The organism is Clostridium sp. CTA-7, from assembly GCF_054768095.1.
This window is the reverse complement of sequence record NZ_BAAAAV010000004.1, coordinates 125,662-145,514: the sequence shown is the minus strand read 5'-3', so window position 1 is coordinate 145,514 and position 19,853 is coordinate 125,662. Positions and strand designations below refer to the sequence as shown.

General features: G+C 28.5%; 19 protein-coding genes. 16 read left to right on the top strand and 3 right to left on the bottom strand.

Annotated features, from left to right (window positions below):
- Entirely contained in the window at positions 1–636 is a 636-nt protein-coding gene (locus ACYUEX_RS09470) for a thiamine diphosphokinase (RefSeq protein ID WP_460287823.1), read from the top strand.
- Positions 637–888: 252 nt separating this feature from the next.
- On the opposite strand, the gene rpmB is transcribed toward ACYUEX_RS09470, so the two are convergent.
- Positions 889–1,080: a 50S ribosomal protein L28 gene (rpmB, locus tag ACYUEX_RS09465; RefSeq protein WP_008678335.1), complete on the bottom strand. Its 192-nt coding sequence runs from the start codon at positions 1,078–1,080 to the stop codon at positions 889–891.
- A gap of 239 nt (positions 1,081–1,319) precedes the next feature.
- Between rpmB and ACYUEX_RS09460 the strand changes: the two genes are divergently transcribed.
- The 6 genes from ACYUEX_RS09460 to ACYUEX_RS09435 all read left to right on the top strand — a co-directional run bounded on the left by ACYUEX_RS09460 (position 1,320) and on the right by ACYUEX_RS09435 (position 7,100).
- Positions 1,320–1,667, top strand: coding sequence for an Asp23/Gls24 family envelope stress response protein (locus tag ACYUEX_RS09460; RefSeq protein WP_411170500.1), 348 nt, complete (start codon positions 1,320–1,322; stop codon positions 1,665–1,667).
- 11 nt (positions 1,668–1,678) lie between these two features.
- Positions 1,679–3,313: a DAK2 domain-containing protein gene (locus ACYUEX_RS09455; RefSeq protein ID WP_460287822.1), complete on the top strand. Its 1,635-nt coding sequence runs from the start codon at positions 1,679–1,681 to the stop codon at positions 3,311–3,313.
- 84 nt (positions 3,314–3,397) lie between these two features.
- Positions 3,398–5,428 carry an ATP-dependent DNA helicase RecG gene (gene recG, locus ACYUEX_RS09450; RefSeq protein WP_460287821.1) on the top strand — a complete coding sequence of 677 codons (2,031 nt, stop codon included), beginning with the start codon at positions 3,398–3,400 and terminating at the stop codon, positions 5,426–5,428.
- Between the two features lie 64 nt (positions 5,429–5,492).
- Positions 5,493–6,047: a 16S rRNA (guanine(966)-N(2))-methyltransferase RsmD gene (gene rsmD, locus ACYUEX_RS09445; protein ID WP_460287820.1), complete on the top strand. Its 555-nt coding sequence runs from the start codon at positions 5,493–5,495 to the stop codon at positions 6,045–6,047.
- Between the two features lie 17 nt (positions 6,048–6,064).
- Entirely contained in the window at positions 6,065–6,541 is a 477-nt protein-coding gene (gene coaD, locus ACYUEX_RS09440; protein WP_460288190.1) for a pantetheine-phosphate adenylyltransferase, read from the top strand.
- Between the two features lie 22 nt (positions 6,542–6,563).
- Positions 6,564–7,100, top strand: coding sequence for an ATPase (locus ACYUEX_RS09435; RefSeq protein WP_322458768.1), 537 nt, complete (start codon positions 6,564–6,566; stop codon positions 7,098–7,100).
- Here the strand turns inward: ACYUEX_RS09435 and ylbJ are convergent.
- Both ylbJ and ACYUEX_RS09425 read right to left on the bottom strand, forming a co-directional pair.
- Positions 7,086–8,273, bottom strand: coding sequence for a sporulation integral membrane protein YlbJ (ylbJ, locus tag ACYUEX_RS09430; protein ID WP_460287819.1), 1,188 nt, complete (start codon positions 8,271–8,273; stop codon positions 7,086–7,088). The two genes, ACYUEX_RS09435 and ylbJ, sit on opposite strands and share 15 nt — an antisense overlap.
- Positions 8,274–8,320: 47 nt before the next feature.
- A complete protein-coding gene (locus ACYUEX_RS09425; protein ID WP_460287817.1) occupies positions 8,321–9,526 on the bottom strand; it encodes a nucleotidyltransferase in 1,206 nt (401 codons plus the stop codon).
- A gap of 225 nt (positions 9,527–9,751) precedes the next feature.
- Between ACYUEX_RS09425 and pta the strand changes: the two genes are divergently transcribed.
- The 9 genes from pta (at position 9,752) to smc (ending at position 19,847) form a co-directional block, all read left to right on the top strand.
- A complete protein-coding gene (gene pta, locus ACYUEX_RS09420) occupies positions 9,752–10,753 on the top strand; it encodes a phosphate acetyltransferase (protein ID WP_460287816.1) in 1,002 nt (333 codons plus the stop codon).
- A gap of 26 nt (positions 10,754–10,779) precedes the next feature.
- Positions 10,780–11,979 (top strand): acetate kinase, encoded by a 1,200-nt coding sequence (locus ACYUEX_RS09415; protein ID WP_460287815.1) that lies wholly within the window; start codon positions 10,780–10,782, stop codon positions 11,977–11,979.
- A 195-nt stretch (positions 11,980–12,174) separates the two neighbouring features.
- Positions 12,175–12,684: a YceD family protein gene (locus ACYUEX_RS09410; protein ID WP_460287814.1), complete on the top strand. Its 510-nt coding sequence runs from the start codon at positions 12,175–12,177 to the stop codon at positions 12,682–12,684.
- Between the two features lie 2 nt (positions 12,685–12,686).
- Complete coding sequence (rpmF, locus tag ACYUEX_RS09405; protein WP_008678357.1) at positions 12,687–12,872, top strand: 50S ribosomal protein L32; 186 nt, start codon at positions 12,687–12,689, stop codon at positions 12,870–12,872.
- A 57-nt stretch (positions 12,873–12,929) separates the two neighbouring features.
- On the top strand, positions 12,930–13,931 hold the full coding sequence (gene plsX, locus ACYUEX_RS09400; RefSeq protein WP_460287813.1) for a phosphate acyltransferase PlsX: 1,002 nt from the start codon (positions 12,930–12,932) through the stop codon (positions 13,929–13,931).
- Between the two features lie 76 nt (positions 13,932–14,007).
- Complete coding sequence (gene acpP / locus ACYUEX_RS09395; RefSeq protein ID WP_322545591.1) at positions 14,008–14,238, top strand: acyl carrier protein; 231 nt, start codon at positions 14,008–14,010, stop codon at positions 14,236–14,238.
- 130 nt (positions 14,239–14,368) lie between these two features.
- Complete coding sequence (gene rnc, locus ACYUEX_RS09390; RefSeq protein ID WP_460287812.1) at positions 14,369–15,067, top strand: ribonuclease III; 699 nt, start codon at positions 14,369–14,371, stop codon at positions 15,065–15,067.
- Positions 15,060–16,094 carry an elongator complex protein 3 gene (locus tag ACYUEX_RS09385; RefSeq protein WP_460287811.1) on the top strand — a complete coding sequence of 345 codons (1,035 nt, stop codon included), beginning with the start codon at positions 15,060–15,062 and terminating at the stop codon, positions 16,092–16,094. The genes rnc and ACYUEX_RS09385 overlap by 8 nt, the downstream gene beginning before the upstream one ends.
- 189 nt (positions 16,095–16,283) lie before the next feature.
- Positions 16,284–19,847: a chromosome segregation protein SMC gene (gene smc, locus ACYUEX_RS09380; protein ID WP_460287810.1), complete on the top strand. Its 3,564-nt coding sequence runs from the start codon at positions 16,284–16,286 to the stop codon at positions 19,845–19,847.
- Positions 19,848–19,853: the final 6 nt, after the last annotated feature.

The window sequence follows — 19,853 nt, the reverse complement described above, 5'->3', positions numbered from 1 at the left end:
ATGAAAGCTGTAATAATATCGGGAGGAAAGTCACCATCTAAAGACATACTATTAGAAGCAGTTAAGGGTGCTGATATTATAATAGGTGCTGATAAGGGTTGTGAAATTCTGTATGAATATAGTATTTCTCCAGATTATATATTAGGTGATTTTGATTCGGCAAATATAGATGTAATAAACTCTATGGAAGCTTCAGGAGTAGAAAAAATAACATTTAAGAAAGAAAAAGATTTTACAGATACTGAAATTGCTTTTGAATTAGCTATTGAAAAAGGAGCAAAGAAAATATTACTTTTAGGTGTAACAGGAACAAGATATGATCACTCTTTAAGTAATATTGGTCTTATGCTTAAGGGGTTAAAAAAAGAAGTCTATGTTGAAATAGTTGATGATAATAATAAAATGTTTCTAACAGATAAAAATATTTTATTAAAAGGAAGTAAAGGAGATATAGTATCCTTTCATGCATATTCAGAAATTGTTAAAAGTCTTACTGTAAGTGGAGCTAAATATGAACTTTTCAATTATGATTTATCTTTAGGAGATGGATTGACAACCTCCAATGAATTTGTTGGTAAAGATATTAAGGTAACATTTGATAGTGGAATTTTAATGGTTCTTTATACAAGAGATTAAAATATAAAAAAATTAATCACTCATTTTATTTATTTGCATATAATGTAAATAAATAGGTGAGTGATTTTTTATTGGAGGGAGAACTTATGAAAATAATAGCTATAAAGTTACCAAAATTTATTTCAAATTTTATAAGATTTTTTAAAAGAAAAAAATAAGCTTACATAGGAAAAATAAAAAGCTTAATACGGAACAAATTCTTTATAAAATAAAAAATGCAATTGTTAATTCAATTGCATTTTTTATTTGAACTTATATTGCTCTTTGAACCTTACCAGATCTAAGGCATCTTGTACATACATGAACTGTTTTTGGTGTTCCGTTAACTAAAGCCTTTACTCTCTTTATGTTAGGAGCCCAAGTTCTCTTTGATTGACGATGTGAGTGGGAGTATTGAGTTCCAGATACAACCCCTTTATTACAAACTTCGCATCTTCTTGCCACTTGAAAACACCTCCTTATTTTTGAAGATAATTTCTCTTCAATAGGACAGATTAAATTTTAACATAGTAAGTGTGAGAAAAGCAAGAGAAAATGAGAAAAAAAAGAAAAAACTTTTTAATTATAGAAATATTTATATAATAATAGCTAACTCCATATAATAAGCGGTGTAATATTTACTTGAATAATAAATGTAACTAATATAAAATATAGTATAAGGATATTTATAAGGAGGATTCTATATGGTAGGATATTCAAACGAATTTGGAAATATACATTACTCTGAGGAGGTACTTGCTAAGATAGTTGGTCTTTCAACTATGGAATGTTATGGAGTAGTTGGTATGGTTTCTAAAAATGCCACTGAAGGCTTATGGGAATTAATGAGAATAGAAAATTTAAGTAAGGGTGTTAAACTAAAATTTAATGAAGATAAATTAGTTATAGAATTATATGTTATGGTTGAATATGGAACAAAGATTTCTGTAATTGCAAATAACATAATACAAAAGGTACGTTATAGTGTGGAAAACTTTACTGGATTAAAAGTTTCATCTGTTACAGTAAATGTTCAAGCAGTTAGAGTCTAGGAGGTAAAAAGATGAAATATCAGAAAATAAATGGCCATGATTTTTATAACATGGTTGTTAATGCTAGCAATAAATTGTTAGAAGAAAGCGAATACGTTAATGCTTTAAATGTGTTCCCAGTTCCAGATGGAGATACAGGAACAAATATGTCAGCAACATTTAAAGCTGCAGTTAAGGAAATAGAAGGATTAAATTCTGAATCAATAGGTGAAACTTCTAAAAAGCTAGCTAAAGGAGCTTTAATGGGAGCAAGAGGAAATTCAGGAGTAATTCTTTCTCAAATATTAAGAGGTATTTCTAAAGGCTTAGAAGGAAAGACAGAAGTAAATACTGTGGAACTTGCAATAGCTTTTAAGGAAGGTAGTAATGCGGCTTACAAAGCTGTTATGAGACCTACAGAAGGAACGATTCTTTCTGTTATTAGAGCAGCAGCTGATGCAGCTATTGATACAGATGTAAAAGATATAGTTAGCTTTATGGATGTAATTGTAACAGAATCTAAAGTAATGCTAGATAAAACTCCAGAATTATTACCAGCTTTAAAAAAAGCAAAGGTTGTAGATTCAGGCGGAATGGGGCTTTATATAATTCTTAAAGGTATGTATGATGCCTTGAAAAATGACATAAAGGCAGAAATAAAAGATATTAAACCAGCTGAAGCTAAAATGCAAGGTGCTCAAGGAACAGAAGACATAGATATTAAATTTGGATATTGTACTGAATTTATAATTTTAGCAGATGCAGATAAAGCAAATAATTTTAGAGCAGATATAGAAAAAATGGGTGATTCAACTATAGTAGTGGGATATGAGGATGTAATAAAGGTACATATTCATACAAATGATCCAGGTTCTGTTTTAGCAAAAGCTGTTCAATTAGGGGAATTATCTAAAATAAAAATAGATAATATGAGAGAAGAACATAGAGAAGTTCTTTTAACTAAAGAAGAATATAATCAAGGAGAAGCAGCTACAGAAGAAAGCGAAGAAGTAAAATATGCTTTTGTATCAGTAGCTATGGGAGAAGGTATAACTAATATATTTAAAGATTTAGGTGTTGAATATGTAATTGAAGGTGGTCAGACAATGAATCCTTCAACTCAAGATATAATGGAGTGTATTTCAAAGTTAAATGCAGAGCATATATTTATTTTACCAAATAACAAAAATATACTAATGTCAGCTAATCAAGCAGCTGAAATATCAGATAAGGATGTTAGGGTAATACCAACAACTACAATTCCACAGGGAATAACATGCATAACTATGTTTAATCCAGAAGCAGAAGTAGATGAAAATTTAGAAAATCTTAAAAATGCAATAGAAATGGTTAAGACAGGTTCTGTAACTTATGCAGTTAGAGACACAGAAATGGATGGCATAGAAATAAAAGAAGGTAATATGCTTGGACTAATTGAAGGGAAAATAAAGAAAGTTGGAACATCATATTGTGATGTTGCAGAAGAAATACTTTCAGATATGATAGATGAAGAAAGTGAGCTTATAACAATTTTCTATGGAGCAGATGTAACTGAAGAAGAAGCAGAAGAATTTGTAGAGAAAATTGAAGATAAATATGAAAATTTAGATGTTCAATGTTATAGAGGAGCACAACCGCTTTACTATTTCTTAATGTCAGTGGAATAATTATAAAAGCACAAGTTACTACTTTATTTACATAAGTAGAGACTTGTGCTTTAATATTTATGAATAAAATTTTGAGGTGAGCAAATGAATATATCAATGGAAATATCTGCTCTTAAAGGAGTAGGACCAAAGCTTACTGAAAAGCTTAATAAATGTGGGATTTTTACAATATATGATTTACTTTTATATTTTCCAAGGGATTATGAATTTATTAAAGGGGATATAGATTTTAACGAAATAGATGGTGAAGAAAAGCAAATTTTAACTTGTAGGGTAATAGGATATGATAGAGATGTTAAAACTAAAACTGGAAAGATAATAACTACAATAAAATTTGATTACAAAGGACATATAGTTATTGGAAAATGGTTTAATCAAAGGTATATAAAGAATTCTTATAAATTAAATGAACCTTACGATTTAGTAGGGAAATTTAAAAGAGTAGGTAATTCATTAGAAGTAATAAATCCAATGATTGGATGTAGTGATGCTAAAAAAAGTGAAATAATACCCAAATATCCATTGAAGAGTGATTTAACAGATAAAATAATAACAAAGCTAATAAATCAAATATTAGATAAGGTTTTGATAACTGATAATTTGCCTAAAGAAATATTATATAAATATAAAATGATAGAATTAGATAAAGCTATAAGAGAAATACATTTTCCAAAAGGTAAAGGAGAATTAGAAAAAGCAATAGTAAGATTAAAGTTTCAAGAACTATTTACTTATTCAATGAAACTTTTATTACTTAAAAGTAAGCTAAGAAGCAATGACGGTATTTCATTTTATTGGCATAATGAATTATCTACATTAAAAGAAATGCTTCCATTTAGTTTAACAGATGCTCAAACTAAGGTTGTTAGAGAAATTTTAAGAGATCAAAAAAGTAAATATTCAATGAATAGACTAGTTCAAGGAGATGTTGGAAGTGGTAAAACCATAGTAGCTATAATAGCAATGTTCAATGTAATTAAAAATGGTTATCAAGCTTCTCTTATGGTACCAACAGAAATTTTAGCAAATCAACATTATGCTGAAACATCAAAAATTTTAAAAGGTTTTAACGTAGAAATTGAATTGTTAACAGGAAGTACCAGTTTAAAAGAGAAACGAAGAATCAAAGAAAGAATAGCAACAGGAGAGCCGATTATAGTTATAGGAACACATGCCTTAATTCAAGAAGATGTGGACTTTACTAATTTAGGTCTGGTTGTTACAGATGAGCAGCATAGATTTGGAGTAGAACAAAGAAATAAACTTATAAATAAGGGGAGGAGACCTGATGTTTTAGTTATGACAGCAACTCCTATACCTAGAACATTAGCCTTATATATGTATTCAGACTTAGATGTTTCAATAATTGACCAGTTGCCACCAGGAAGAAAAAAGATAGATACAAGGTTTTATTCAGAAAATGATAGAATGTTAGCCTATAATTTAGCTTTAGATGAAATAAAAAAGGGAAGGCAAGTGTATATAGTATGTCCATTAATAGAAGATGATGAAAAGATGGAGCTAAATTCTGTAGAAAAACTTTATGAAGAGCTAAAAAATGGAGTATTTAAGAATATAGGTGTTGAAATATTACATGGTAAAATGAAGCCGAAGGAAAAAGATGAGAGAATAGGATTATTTAAAGAAAATAAGATAAATGTTATAATTTCCACAACTGTTATTGAGGTTGGGGTAAATGTTCCAAATGCTTCTATGATGATAATAGAAAACTCAGAGAGATTTGGATTAGCTCAGCTTCATCAATTAAGGGGAAGAGTAGGTAGAGGAGAATACGAGTCTTATTGTGTTCTTATAGGTAAGGCAAAAAATGAAAGAACAAAAAAGAGAATGGAAATAATGACAGAATCGACAGATGGTTTTTACATATCTGAGCAGGATTTAAAGCTTAGGGGAGCAGGAGAAATGTTTGGATTAAAACAAAGTGGGGATATAGGGTTAGTCCTTTCAGATATATATGAAGATATAGATATATTAAAGTGTGCAAGGTATGAAGCCAATATATTAGTTAGTTCAAAAGAAATGGAACATTTAAAATTATGTAATGAAATATCAAATTCTATTGAAAGATGGAGTCGATATATTTGTTTTAATTAAAAAAATTGTATATAAAGAAATATTATGATAAAATTGAAATGATAGTACCTAAGGAGGAAACTAAATGAGAATAATAGCAGGAAAAGCAAGAGGAAGAAATTTAATACCTCCTGCAACTATGGAAACGAGACCAACTTTAGATAGAGTAAAAGAAGCTATGTTTAGTATAATTCAAGGATACATACCAGAAGCAATTGCTGTAGATGTTTTTGCAGGGACAGGAAGCCTTGGTTTAGAAGCAGCAAGTAGAGGTGCGAAAGAAGTTTATCTAATAGATAAAAGTAGTTCAACATTTCCTTTATTAAAACAAAATATCGAAAATTTAAAATTTGAAAACTTTTGTACTCCATTAAATATGGATTCATACGAAGCTTTAAAAATGTTAAGTAAAAAGGGAATAAGTTTTGATATTATATTTATAGACCCGCCTTATTGCAAGGAGATGATTCCAGAAGCATTAAAAATAGTAAAAGAACATAATATGCTCAAAGATAATGGAATAATAGTAACAAAGATAGATTCTATAGAAGATATATATCATGGATATAAAGATATTAAATTATTACAAAGTAGAAAATATGGTAATACAACAGTATGTTTTTATAAATATGAGGAGTAAATAAAAAGGTGAAAAACATGAATATAGCAGTTTATCCTGGGAGCTTTGATCCTATTACAAATGGACATTTAGATATTATAACTAGAGGAGCCAAAATTTATGATAAGCTTATAGTTGCAGTTTTAGTCAATGTGGATAAAAAATGTTTATTTAATATTGAAGAAAGAGTTGAGTTAATTAAGAGGGTTACGAAGAATTTAAAAAATGTAGAAGTATTAAGTTTCGATGGATTATTAGTAGATTTTGCAAGAATGCATAATTCAAAAGTTATTTTAAAGGGGCTTAGAACGGTATCTGACTTTGAATATGAGTTTCAAATGGCACTTATGAATTCTAAGCTTGATCCAGATATTGAAACTGTATTTATGATGACTTCTTCAGCATATTCTTATGTAAGCTCATCTTCAGTAAAGCAAGTAGCGAAGTTTAGTGGAAACATTAAAGGGCTTGTACCTGAAGAATTAATTTTAGAAGTTAAGGATAAGTTTAGATAATTTTTACCAAGGGGGAAGAGGGATGGAGAAGATTGAAGTTAATATTATAGAACTTTTAGAGTATTTAGAAGAATTAATAGAAACAGCACCTAAAGTGCCTATAACAGGGAAAAGTGTAGTTGATAAAAAAGAATTTTTAGAAGTAATAGATCAAGTTATAAATTATCTACCAGATCAATTAAAAAAAGCACAATGGGTGATGACAGAAAAAGATAGAATACTTGGAGATGCTCAAAAGGAGTACGAAACTGTAAAAAGAGAAACAATGGAAATAATGAAGCAAAATATCGAAAATCATGATATAGTTAAGGAAGCTAAAATTCGAGCAAATGAAATAATTGCCCTAGCTCAAAGAGATGCCAAGGCAATTAGAATTGGATCAAGAGAGTATTCAACAGAAATTTTGGCTCAATTAGATAGGGAAATTGAAGAAAAAAGAAACCTATTAATTGAAAATATGCAAAAATCCTTCGAGTTAGTAGCAAAAGAAATTGATGAAGATCTAAGTAAAACTGGATCAAAAATTAAAGAAAATATTTCTGAGTTAAGAGGAATGTAATATACTAACATGTTTTAATAACATAGATATTAAAAGTGTTAGTAAAAGGAATATTATAAAAGGAATAAAAAGTTTATAAAATGAAAAAATATTATATATTTTATTATTAGTAATATTTGATGTAGTAGTAGAAAGTGGGATTATATTACTTGAAATAAAAGTTATTATAAAACTTATTATTCCTTGAATAAATTTATAAAAAATATATTTTTTCATGTTAGGATTATTTTTACTTACAATAGAACTTACTTGAGCAATTACTGATAAGCTTGAAAATGATAAAATAAAGCTCATCATACTTAGTTTTAAGCTCATGGAGATATTAGAAGTAGAAATTAATTTACAACCGTTTGTAAATTCAATACTACCTAAAAAAAGGTTATATAAGATTCCATTAGGTAATTTTATTAAGTTTTCTAAGTTTTCAAAAGCAGTACTTATATAAGTGTTGCTTTTTATTATGCTTATAAATACTGAAAATATTATAACAAAGGCTCCTACATTTATAGTGGTAGAAATTGCACTTTCAATTGCATTTTTTAAATTAGTTCCAAAAGGATTTTCTTTATAAGTGCTTTCCATTTTTTTTAGGTATGTTATATTTTTAGAGCTCTTTCTTGTTAAAAAACCTACAGCTACTATAGATAAGTAATTAGCTATTAATAGGATATAACCAAGTTTTACGTCATAAAGCATAGAAGCTGAGACAGATCCTAGTATAAATATAGGGCCAGCATTAGATGCTATATTTAATAGTCTTTCGTATTCACTTTTATGTATATATCCAAGATCATATATATCAGAAGAATATTTTGCTCCTAATGGATAACCACATATAAAACTTGCAGCTAAAGGGAAAGAACAACTTTTTGAAAGGCCTAGTGGCTTGCAAATTAAAGGTCCTAATATCTTCGAGTAAAGAGTTATTCCATCATAATAAATTAACAAATTACATATGACACTAAATGGAAATATGGTTGGGAGTATTGCAACAACCACTAACTTAGCTCCACTAATTGCTGCTGATATACTAACTTCTAAATTAATTACAAATATAATTATAAAGATGGTAATCGCAAAACATATAATATAATTTTTTTTTACATCTAATAGCTTTAATAATAATGCCACAAGAAAAAAAATAAAAAGCCATAAAATAAAAATACTAAACATAAAATTTACCTCCTATATAGTATTTATATGCCTATGACTTTTTAATATTAATCTTTTATTATGGGTAATTGCAAATAATCACTTAATGGATTAAGGGAGCTATTTAACAAAGAATAAGCCTTGGTAGCTTGAATATCTAATTTTAATAGGGGATTAGATATGTTCCTTGGTACCTTAGTTATTATTGGAATACTAGATTTCTTTTTCATTTCTTTTAATATGGATCTTCCAGTACTATTAAATCCTAATACTCTAGCATAAAGGTTATTTTCATCTATTAAATCATCATAGGAAAACTCATCTAAAGATAAAAATATTTGAGCCATTAATCTAGATATTTTAGTGTAAGTATATCTTTTACTTTTTATTTTAAGTATTAAATCTTCGTAAGAATTACTATAATAAATTTCTTTTAAAAATTTATTTTCTAATCCTTCTCTTATTTCAAAAAGATTGTTAAAATTTATACAATTAGCAAGGAGTTTATATTTAATGTACGGATACATATCTTTTTCGAAAACAAAAGGGTAGGAGTTTTCTTTTAGAGAAGATAATATATCTAATGATTTACTTGGTAAATAATTTTTTAGGTCCCCTAGAGATAAATTATTTTTAAAACTCTCTCTTATACTAGTTGCAGAAGCATATTTGTCAGTTAACTTTTTATCGTTATAATTTGAGCCTTCTCGTTTTAATGTAAGAGGAGAAATAGCACTATTTAATTTAAGTAAGGATTTTATATATTCTATTGCTAAAATATTATTAGAGCTTGACAAAACTTCTTCCATTGATTTATCATTTAAAATTTTTATAAGAGATATTTCTCTAGCTTTTGCATAAGTAATTCCAGTCTTTAAGTTTTCCTTTATTTCATCTTGTAGCTCTTTAGATTCAGAAACTAAAGTTTTTGCAATTTTAGTTAAAATATCTATATTACCACATTCGCTACCAAAAAATATGTTATTGATTACTCCAATTGAGTCAAGAATAGATATTGAGCCCTTTGCAAAAAATTCTGCAGAAGATAAAGCGTAAAATGTAGGCAATTCTAAAACTAAATCAACTCCATTTAAAATAGCCATTTCTGCTCGTTTCCATTTATCAATTAATGCTGGTTCACCTCTTTGAACAAAATTACCACTCATTATGCATACTATTCCATCAGCGTTTGTTTCTTTTATTGCAGAATTTAAGTGATAAAGATGACCGTTGTGGAAAGGGTTATATTCTGTTATTATTCCTGTTATATTCATAAATACACTCCTTAATGGGAAATATAAAAATATTATATCATAATAAGATTTTATAGAAAGATTAAAGTATAATATGTAGGTTATTTATATAATGAGAAAAATTCTGAATATTTATAATATAAAGAATTAAATCTTTCGGATATTTTTATGTTGAAAACTATAGTTATTTAGGAGTATATTAGTATATGAAGATGAGTTAGTATCTTTTTGAAAGGAGAAATAATTATGGAACTTATGAATAAATTATGGGATGCAGCTAAGGCTGACAGAAAAAAAATAGTTCTTCCAGAAGGGGATGAGGAAAGAACTTTAGTAGCAGCTCAAAGAATACAAGAGCTTGGTTTAGCATATCCAATTTTAGTTGGAGATAACAGTAAAATTAAAGAAAAAGCTAGTGAATTAGGGGTAAATTTAGAAGGGGTAGAGATAGTTGATCCTAACACTTCAGAAAGATTACAAGCTTATGTTAATGAGTTTTATGAATTAAGAAAAAATAAGGGAATGACTTTAGAAAAAGCTGATAAAATAGTAAGAGATCCATTATATTTTGGAACTATGATGGTTAAATTAAACGATGCAGAAGGAATGGTTTCAGGAGCAGTACATACAACCGGAGATTTACTAAGACCAGGATTACAAATAATAAAGACTGCACCAGGAGTATCAGTTGTATCAAGCTTCTTTATAATGATGGTACCTGGTTCAAAGTATGGAGAAGAAGGAATGCTTCTATTCTCAGACTGTGCAGTTAATCCAAATCCGACTTATGAACAATTAGCAGCAATAGCTATAGCAACAGCAGATACTGCTAAAAAACTTTGTAAAATAGAACCAAAAGTGGCTATGCTTTCATTCTCAACTATGGGAAGTGCAGATCATGAAATGGTAGATAAGGTTAGAAAAGCTACAGAGCTTGCAAAGGAATTAAGACCAGATTTATTAATAGATGGAGAATTACAATTAGATGCAGCTATAGTTGAAAAAGTAGCATCTCAAAAAGCTCCAAATAGCAGTGTTGCAGGAAAGGCTAATGTTCTTGTATTCCCAGATTTACAAAGTGGAAATATAGGATATAAATTAGTTCAAAGATTTGCTAATGCAGAAGCCATTGGACCTATGTGTCAAGGATTTGCAAAGCCAATAAATGATTTATCAAGAGGATGTAGCTCTGATGATATAGTTAATGTTGTTGCATTAACAGCAGTTCAAGCACAAGCTCAAAAATAATAATTATTAGGAAGGAGTAAGAGAAAATGAAAGTTTTAGTAATTAATTGCGGTAGCTCATCACTTAAATATCAATTAATAGATATGACTACTGAAGAATCATTAGCTCAAGGATTAGTAGAGAGAATAGGAATTGAAGGATCAGTTTTAACTCAAAAGGTTGAAGGCAGAGATAAATATATAGTTAAACAACCTATGGAAGATCATAAAGTTGCTATAAAGCTAGTTTTAGATGCTTTAGTAGATAGAGAAAACGGAGTTATTTCATCAATGGATGAAATAACAGCAGTTGGACATAGAGTTGTTCACGGAGGAGAAAAGTATAAGAGTTCAGTAGTTATAGATGCAGGAGTTAAAGATTACATAAGAGAATGCTTTAAATTAGCTCCACTTCACAATCCAGCACACGTAATTGGTATAGAAGCTTGCGAAGAATTAATGTCGAATATTCCGATGGTAGCAGTTTTTGACAATGCATTCCATTCAACTATGCCAGAAGAGGCATATTTATATGCACTACCATATGAATTATATAAAAAACACGGAATAAGAAAATATGGATTCCATGGTACTTCACATAGATATGTATCACAAAAAGTTGCAGAAGTTATGGGTAAAGACATAAAAGAATTAAAAATAGTTACATGTCACTTAGGAAATGGTGCAAGTTTATGTGCTATTAAGAATGGGGTTTCTATAGATACATCAATGGGCTTTACTCCACTTGAAGGTGTTGCAATGGGAACAAGAAGTGGGAATATAGATCCAGCTATAGTTACTTTCTTAATGAAAGAAGAAGGTTTATCTATTGATGAAGCTAATGATTTGCTAAATAAAAAATCAGGTGTTCTTGGAATATCAGGAATTAGTTCCGACTTTAGAGATATAGAAGATGCTGCATTTAAAGAAGGCGTTCATAGAGCAAAGTTAGCACTTTCTATATTTGAATATAAAGTAAGAGCTACAATTGGATCATATGCTGCTATTATGGGTGGTGTTGATGCTATAGTATTTACAGCTGGAGTTGGAGAAAATGGTCCAGAAACTAGAGAGGCAATTTTAAAGGGCCTAGAGTTCTTAGGTGTAGAAGTAGATACTGAAAGAAATAACGTTAGAGGAAAGGTAAGAGAAATATCAAAAGAAGGTTGTAAGGTAAAAGCTTTTGTTATACCAACTAACGAAGAATTAGTAATAGCAAGAGATACTGTTGAATTAATAAGCAAATAGATTTAAGGTGCATAATTATTAGTTGGGTAATTTACAATAAATTGCTTGACTTTTAATGGTGCACTTTATATAATAAATTGTGTTTATTCGGCAAATATTTATCTAAGGAGTGAAATGAAGCTTTGCTCAAGCTATACACATAATGTGTATAATGTATCCTAAAGGATATGAGGACATAGTCTAGAGCAAATACATATGATTATACAATTTTCAGACTTAATTTCATTAAATAAAAGAAAAAAAGAAATCAATATAACATATGAATTAGCTCCACTTTATTTTGATGGAGAAAAAATTGAAGCTGTAGAAGCTGTAAATGTAGTTGGAAATGTTACCTCTGTTGGAGATGTTTTAACTCTAAGAGCTTCCATAAAGACAAAATTGAAACTTAATTGTTCAAGATGCCTAGAGACCTTTATCTATCCAATAGATATTGATATAGAAGAAAGGTTTACAAATAATAAGGAACTTCAAGATAATGAAGAGATTATTTTTGTAGATAGCGATACATTAGATATTGCTGAAATAGTTGAAAGTATTAGTATTTCAACCTTACCTATTAAGAGACTTTGCACAGATGACTGTAATGGACTTTGCTACCAATGCGGTAAAAATCTTAATGAAGGTTCTTGTCAATGTGAGACAAATGATGTAGACTTAAGACTGGCAAAGTTACAAGAGTTGTTTGGAAATAAGGAGGTGTAGTAATGGGAAATCCTGCTAGAAAAACATATAGAGCAAAGAGAAATTCAAGAAGAGCTCAAACTTTTAAGGCGAGCTTACCTGGAATAGTTGAGTGTCCACAATGTCACGAAATGAAGCTAGCTCACAGAGTTTGCAAGAATTGTGGATTCTATAAAGGTAAAGAAGTAGTTGCTTCAGTAGAAGAATAAAGAAAGTCTAATGACTTTCTTTTCTTTATATATAAAGAAAAGGGGCGAAATGGTATTATGAAGATAGCTATAGATGGTATGGGTGGGGATAATGCACCTAAAGCCGTAGTAGAAGGCCTTATTCAAGCTTTAAAGGAATACGAAGGAATAGAATACTATATAACAGGTCCTAAAGAGCAAATAGAAGAAGAGCTTAAGAAATACCAATATGATGAAAAGCTAGTTAATATAGTTGATGCAAGAGAGGTTATTTCTCCAAATGAGCATCCTGTAATGGCTTTAAAGAAGAAAAAGGATTCAAGCATATGTAAAGCATTGAAGCTTGTTAAAGATAAAGAATGTGATGCTGTTATATCAGGTGGGAGTACAGGTGCATTCTTAGCTGGATGCACACTTATAGTTGGAAGAATAAAAGGTGTGGAAAGACCGGCTTTAGCTCCAATTATGCCAGGTAAAAATGGTAGCTTCATGATAGTTGATGCTGGAGCAAACGTTGATTGTAAGCCTAATTACTTAGTACAATTTGCTAAGATGGGAAAAGTATATTATCAAGGGGTAATAGGTAATGAGAATCCTTCTATAGGCCTAGTTAACATAGGAGCAGAAGAAGAAAAAGGTAATGAATTAACTAAAAGTGTTCATAAGCTATTAAAAGAAGAGAAGAATTTAAATTTTGTTGGAAATGTAGAACCAAGGGATACATCAAAAGGTGATGTAAATGTTTTAGTTTGTGACGGGTTTGTAGGAAATACATTGTTAAAAATGTATGAAGGAGTAGCATCCACATTGTTAAAAATGATAAAAGAAGAAATTTTATCATCAGGAATAATGAGTAAGATAGGTGCTGGTCTTTTAAAACCTGTATTTAAATCATTAAAAGTAAAGTTTGACTATAAAGAATATGGTGGAGCACCATTTTTAGGCGTTGAAGGTATTTGTATAAAAGCACATGGAAGCTCTGATGGAAAAGCTTTCAAAAATGCTATAAGGCAAACTAAAACTTTTTATGATAAGGGTGTATTAGAAAAAATAAAATCAGAACTTCAAAATAATATATAATTTATGCCAATATGCATATTGACTAGATAAATAATATATAATATTATCTAAATGATGTATGTAGGAGGTGAATTAAATGTTTGAAAAAGTTAGAGAAATAATTGCTGAAAAATTAAGCATTAACGAAGATGATATAACAATGGACTCTTCATTCGTTGACGATTTAAATGCAGATTCATTAGATTTAGTTGAACTTATGATGGCTTTAGAAGATGAGTTAGATACAGAAATTCCAGATGAAGAAGCAGAAAATTTTAAAACTGTTGGAGATGTAGTTAAGTATTTAAAGAGTCATGTTGAAGAGTAATGTAATCCCGCTTTAATGCGGGATTTTATATTTAATATTTACAGAGAATTTGGTTTATTCTTGAATTTGCTCTATTAAAAAGAATTTCTTGGAAAGCAAGTTGAAGAATAAACTTCAAGGAGTGTATAAAATGGCGAAGTTTAATATAAAAGAGGTTGAGGAGAGTATAGGTTTAACATTTAATGAGCCAAAGCTTTTAAAGACTGCATTGACTCATAGCTCCTATGCAAATCAACATAAGGATCAGGAGTATAATGAAAGATTTGAATTTTTAGGAGATTCTATTCTTCAATTATGTATTACTGAATATTTATTTTTAAATTATAAAAGCAAGAGTGAAGGTGAATTAACAAAAATAAGAAGTTTAATAGTTTGCGAAAATTCACTTTATGAAATTGGTAAAAAGTTAAATCTAGGATTTTTTATAAGAATAAGTAGAGGCGAGGAGTTAACAGGAGGAAGGGAAAGAGTATCTATAATAGCAGATGCTGTTGAAGCTTTATTAGCAGCAATTTATCTAGATAAGGGACTTGAGTTTGCTAAAGATTTTATAATAGGGTATTTTAAAGATATAATTGATAAAGCAATAAATAATGATATAGTTTTAGATTATAAAACTAAGCTTCAAGAAGAAATGCAAAAATCAGGTGAAGTTTCAATAGTTTATGAACTACTAAAGTATGAAGGACCTCCACATAGAAGAAAGTTTTTCACGTCAGTTATAATAGAGGATAAAGAATTTGGGAATGGAGAAGGTTATAGTAAAAAAGAATCAGAGCAAAATGCAGCAAAAGAAGCTTTAAGAGTTTTGGAGGAATTAAATGAGTAAAAAGCATTATATTATACCTATATTTATATCTCATCAAGGATGTCCTCATCAGTGTGTATTTTGTAATCAGGATAGAATAGCGAAGGTTGTTCAAGAAGAGGTTACTGATAAAGATGTAAAAGATACAGTTGATGATTATCTTAAAACTATAGATTATAAAAATGCAATTGTTGAAATTTCATTTTTTGGTGGTACATTTACAGCTATAGATGTAAATAAACAAAAAGAATTATTAGCAGTTGCAAAAGAATATAAAGAAAAAGGCTATATAGATAAAATAAGGATGTCAACAAGACCTGATGCAATAAATAGATATATATTAGACTACTTGAAGGATTATAAAGTAGATGTAATTGAACTTGGAGTTCAATCTTTAGATGATGAAGTATTAAGGTTATCAGGAAGAGGTCATAGTGCAGAAGATGTAGAAAAAGCATCTAATCTTATAAAAGAATATGGAATTACATTAGGTCATCAGATAATGCCAGGACTTCCAGGTGATACTTTTGAAAAAGATATTGAAACAGTGAAAAAATCTATAGAAATGGAACCAGATATATGTAGAATATATCCTTCACTAGTAATTAAAGATACACCTATGGCAGATATGTATGAGAGAGGTCAATATAAGCCTTATTCATTAGAAGAAGCTGTTGAAATATCTAAAGAGTTATATATGTTGTATAATAGTGCTAAGGTTAACATAATTAGAATTGGTCTTCAACCAACTGAAACCATAACTTGGGGAAAAGATATAATAGATGGACCTTTTCATCCAGCATTTAGGGAACTTGTAGAGGGAAGCTTAATTTGTGATAAAATAAAATCAGTTATAAATTGTGATGAAGATATAATAATTGAAATAAACTCAAAGGATCTAAGTAAGCTTTATGCGAATAAAAAACTTTATTTTAATAATTTAAAAGATAATAATAAAGGAAAAATACTAGTAACTACCAAGGATAAGATCAGCAGAGGAAGCGTTAATGTTATTGTACTAAAAAGAATAGAAAAAGTTAGTATATAAGGTAGGCAAGATTTTGCCTACCTTATTATTGATATTTCACTATCTTTACTATAAACTTAAATAAGAATAGGAGTGGTAATTATGAAGAAAAAAACAAGACAAAAAATGATATATGTAATTACTATAATTTTAGCTATCATGTTTTCAATGAGTCTATTAGTATCATTGATATAGGTAAGGAGTGTATCTATGTTTTTAAAATCCCTAGAGATAAGAGGTTTTAAATCTTTTGCGGATAAAACCCAATTAAAATTTAAAAAAGGAGTAACAGCAGTAGTAGGGCCAAATGGTAGTGGGAAAAGTAATATATCTGACTCAGTAAGATGGGTTCTTGGAGAGCAAAGTGTAAAAACCCTTAGAGGGGGAAAAATGGAAGATGTTATTTTTGCTGGGACCCAGTATAGGAAACCAGTTGGACTAGCCCAGGTTTCACTTACATTAGATAACTCAGATAGCTCATTAGATACTGATTATTCAGAAGTTACTATTACAAGAAGAATATTTAGATCAGGTGAAACAGAATATTTAATAAATAATCAAAAATGTAGATTAAAAGACATAAATAGTCTATTTATGGATACAGGTATAGGTAAAGAAGGGTATTCACTTATTGGACAAGGTAAAATAGAAGCCATACTAAGTGGTAAGGCAGAAGATAGAAGAGCATTATTAGAGGAAGCTGCTGGTATAGTTAAATTTAAATCCAGAAAAGAAGAAGCTGAAAAAAAATTATCTAATACTGAAAATAATTTAATTAGAATAAGAGATATAATTTCTACCTATGAAGAAAGAATTGAACCATTAAAAATTGAAAGAGAAAAAGCTCTAAAATATAAGACTTTAGCAGAAGAATTAAGAATAAAAGAAGTTTCTATATTAGTTAACAATATAAAAAAAATAGAAGATGAAATTAATGATGTAAGTAAAGATATAAATGAAAGAAAAAAGGATATAGAAACTAAAAGAAATAAATTACATAAGGATAAAGAAGAACTTTTAGTTTTAGAAAGTAAAATTGAAGAGTTAGAAAACAAGAATAACAAAGAAAAAAGTGAATATTACAGTAAAAAGGAAGAGTTAAACCAAAGTCTAAAGAATATAGAGATATTTAAAGAGAGAATTAAAAATTTAGAGGAAATAATAAATAAAGATTCTTTAGAAAAAGATTCTTTAGAAAATAGCTTGAAAATTTCTTTAGAAGAAAAAAATCAGTTGGGTAAGGAACTTGAAGAAAAAATAAAAGAACAAGTTCAAAAAGAAAATGATATTAAAAGATTAGAAAAAGAAGTTTATCACTTAAATAAAGAGATTCAAGATTTAGAAAAAGAAGTTGAAAACCTTAAGGAAGAGGAATTTGAGCTTTTGAGAAAGACTTCAGAAACAAACAATAATATAGTTTTACTGAATAAAGAAATAATAAATAAAGAAGAATTAGGCTTAAATGGAAAAAATGCTTTAAAAACAATAGAAGGAAATATAAGTATTAATTTAGCTACTATATTGGGATTAAAGAAAAGTATACAGGAATCTAAAAGAATAAGAGAAGAAGTAAAAAATACTATAGTAGAAAATAAGAAAAAGCTTTCTCTTTTAAGTAGTTCTTCTGCAAAAAAAGAGGGGCTTATAAGAGAAATATCTAAAAATATTAGTACTTTAGAAGGTAAATTTACTACCTTAAGAGACTTAGAAAAAAGTTATGAAGGATATCAGTTATCAGTAAAAAGACTTATGGAAAGAATAGATAATGGACAAATATCCTATGGAAAAGGTACTAAGGTTCTAGGTGAAATATTTACTGTTAATAAGGAATATGAAACTGCTATAGAAATAGCATTAGGTGGAGCTATTTCAAATATAATAACTAAAGACGAGAATGTAGCTAAATTATTAATAGATTATCTTAAGAAAAATTCTTTAGGTAGAGCTACCTTTTTACCTTTAAATATTATTAAGGGAAATAGATTAAATATTTCTAATGAAATTAGTAATCTTTCAGGTTTTTTAGGCTTAGCATCTGATTTAATTGATTTTGATGCTAAATTTAAAGAAATAATGGATTATTCTTTAGGAAAAACTATAATTGCAAGAGATATGGATTCTGCATTAAAAATTTCAAAACTTGGAAACTATAAACTTAAAATAGTAACTTTAGATGGAGAAGTTATTAGTCCAGGAGGAGCCCTTACAGGTGGAAGTATTTATAAAAAGAATAACTCTAGTATTTTAGGTAGAAGAAGAGAACTTCAAGAATTAGAAGAAAATATCTTAAAAAATAAAGAAAAATATTCATTAGAATATAATTCACTAAATAATATTAAAGAAGAAATAAAGACTATTGATGAGGACAATTTAAATAAAAGTGATGAGGTTCATGAAAAAACTATTGATATAACAAGATATGAAAGTGAAATAAAAGCTCTAGAAAATGAGGGGTTAAAGCTTAAAAATTCATTTGAAGTTTCTAAAAAGGAATTATATTTAAATAATGAAAATTTAAATAAGCTAAAAGAAGAAATAAAAAATAAAGAAGATTTATTAAACAAATTAAAAGAAGATAGCTTATTAAATAAAAATGAAATTTTGAGAATTCAAGCATTATTGATAGATAAGAAGGATAAGTTTGATAAAATAAAAGATGAAGCTATACAATTGAAAATAAATAAGGCAACACTAGATGAAGTAGTTTATGGAAAGCAGTCTGAAATAAAAAGAAAAGAGAAAGAGGAAAAAGAAAAAGAAGAAAAGATATTAAAGCTTAAAGAAGAAAATAATGAAAAAGAAAGTAATATAGACTATTTAAAAAATCAAATAGAAATAAAAGTAAACTTAATAGATGAAATAAATAAAAGATTAAATGAGCTTGAGGATATATTTAAGGTTGATGAAGTTAAGAGAATAACTTTAAAAGATAAGTTAAAAATAAGAGATGGAGAAGCAAAAGAATTAATAGAGATATTAAGGACACTAGAAGGTGAGCTAAATAAGAGAGAAATAGTATATGCTAAAATAGAAAGTGAAAAAGATAATTACTATAAACGATTAAATGAAGAATTAGATTTAACTTTAGCTGAGGCCATGGAAATTGCATTGGAAGTAGAAAATATTTCAAAAATTAAAGATGATATATTTAAATTAAAAACTCAAATAACAGCATTAGGAACAGTAAATTTAGCAGCAATAGCTGAATATGAAGAGGTTTGTGAAAAATATGAATTTATGTCAGCACAAGAAGAAGATTTAAATAAAGCAAAAGACGAGCTAATGACAGTTATTTATGAAATGACTACAAAAATGCAAGAACTATTTAGAGAAAACTTCAAAATACTAAATGAAAACTTTAATGAAACTTTTAAAGATTTATTTAAGGGTGGAAATGCAGAACTTATTTTAGGTGAAGGTGATGAGCTAACAGCTAATATAGAAATAAATGTTCAACCACCAGGTAAAAAGCTTCAAAATATAAACTTAATGTCTGGTGGAGAAAAGGTGCTTTCAGCTATAGCATTGCTATTTGCAATATTAAAGATGAAGCCTACACCTTTTTGTATATTAGATGAAATAGAAGCAGCTTTAGATGATGCAAATGTATATAGATATGCAGAGTTTTTAAAACAGTTTTCAGACAATATACAATTTATAGTTATTACACACAGAAAAGGGACTATGGAAGCAAGTGATGTTATGTATGGAATAACTATGGAAGAAAAAGGAGTATCAAAAGTAGTTTCAGTTGACTTAAGCAAAGATAATTAGGAGGTA

What these genes read in the sequence shown, in the direction of transcription:
- ACYUEX_RS09410 (WP_460287814.1), top strand. Translation starts at nt 12,175, where the DNA reads ATGATTATACAATTTTCAGACTTAATTTCATTAAATAAAAGAAAAAAA.
- rnc (WP_460287812.1), top strand. Translation starts at nt 14,369, where the DNA reads ATGGCGAAGTTTAATATAAAAGAGGTTGAGGAGAGTATAGGTTTAACA.
- ACYUEX_RS09435 (WP_322458768.1), top strand. Translation starts at nt 6,564, where the DNA reads ATGGAGAAGATTGAAGTTAATATTATAGAACTTTTAGAGTATTTAGAA.
- ACYUEX_RS09425 (WP_460287817.1), bottom strand. Translation starts at nt 9,526, where the DNA reads ATGAATATAACAGGAATAATAACAGAATATAACCCTTTCCACAACGGT.
- ACYUEX_RS09385 (WP_460287811.1), top strand. Translation starts at nt 15,060, where the DNA reads ATGAGTAAAAAGCATTATATTATACCTATATTTATATCTCATCAAGGA.
- ACYUEX_RS09470 (WP_460287823.1), top strand. Translation starts at nt 1, where the DNA reads ATGAAAGCTGTAATAATATCGGGAGGAAAGTCACCATCTAAAGACATA.
- ACYUEX_RS09460 (WP_411170500.1), top strand. Translation starts at nt 1,320, where the DNA reads ATGGTAGGATATTCAAACGAATTTGGAAATATACATTACTCTGAGGAG.
- acpP (WP_322545591.1), top strand. Translation starts at nt 14,008, where the DNA reads ATGTTTGAAAAAGTTAGAGAAATAATTGCTGAAAAATTAAGCATTAAC.
- recG (WP_460287821.1), top strand. Translation starts at nt 3,398, where the DNA reads ATGAATATATCAATGGAAATATCTGCTCTTAAAGGAGTAGGACCAAAG.
- smc (WP_460287810.1), top strand. Translation starts at nt 16,284, where the DNA reads ATGTTTTTAAAATCCCTAGAGATAAGAGGTTTTAAATCTTTTGCGGAT.
- rpmF (WP_008678357.1), top strand. Translation starts at nt 12,687, where the DNA reads ATGGGAAATCCTGCTAGAAAAACATATAGAGCAAAGAGAAATTCAAGA.
- pta (WP_460287816.1), top strand. Translation starts at nt 9,752, where the DNA reads ATGGAACTTATGAATAAATTATGGGATGCAGCTAAGGCTGACAGAAAA.
- coaD (WP_460288190.1), top strand. Translation starts at nt 6,065, where the DNA reads ATGAATATAGCAGTTTATCCTGGGAGCTTTGATCCTATTACAAATGGA.
- ylbJ (WP_460287819.1), bottom strand. Translation starts at nt 8,273, where the DNA reads ATGTTTAGTATTTTTATTTTATGGCTTTTTATTTTTTTTCTTGTGGCA.
- plsX (WP_460287813.1), top strand. Translation starts at nt 12,930, where the DNA reads ATGAAGATAGCTATAGATGGTATGGGTGGGGATAATGCACCTAAAGCC.
- ACYUEX_RS09455 (WP_460287822.1), top strand. Translation starts at nt 1,679, where the DNA reads ATGAAATATCAGAAAATAAATGGCCATGATTTTTATAACATGGTTGTT.
- ACYUEX_RS09415 (WP_460287815.1), top strand. Translation starts at nt 10,780, where the DNA reads ATGAAAGTTTTAGTAATTAATTGCGGTAGCTCATCACTTAAATATCAA.
- rsmD (WP_460287820.1), top strand. Translation starts at nt 5,493, where the DNA reads ATGAGAATAATAGCAGGAAAAGCAAGAGGAAGAAATTTAATACCTCCT.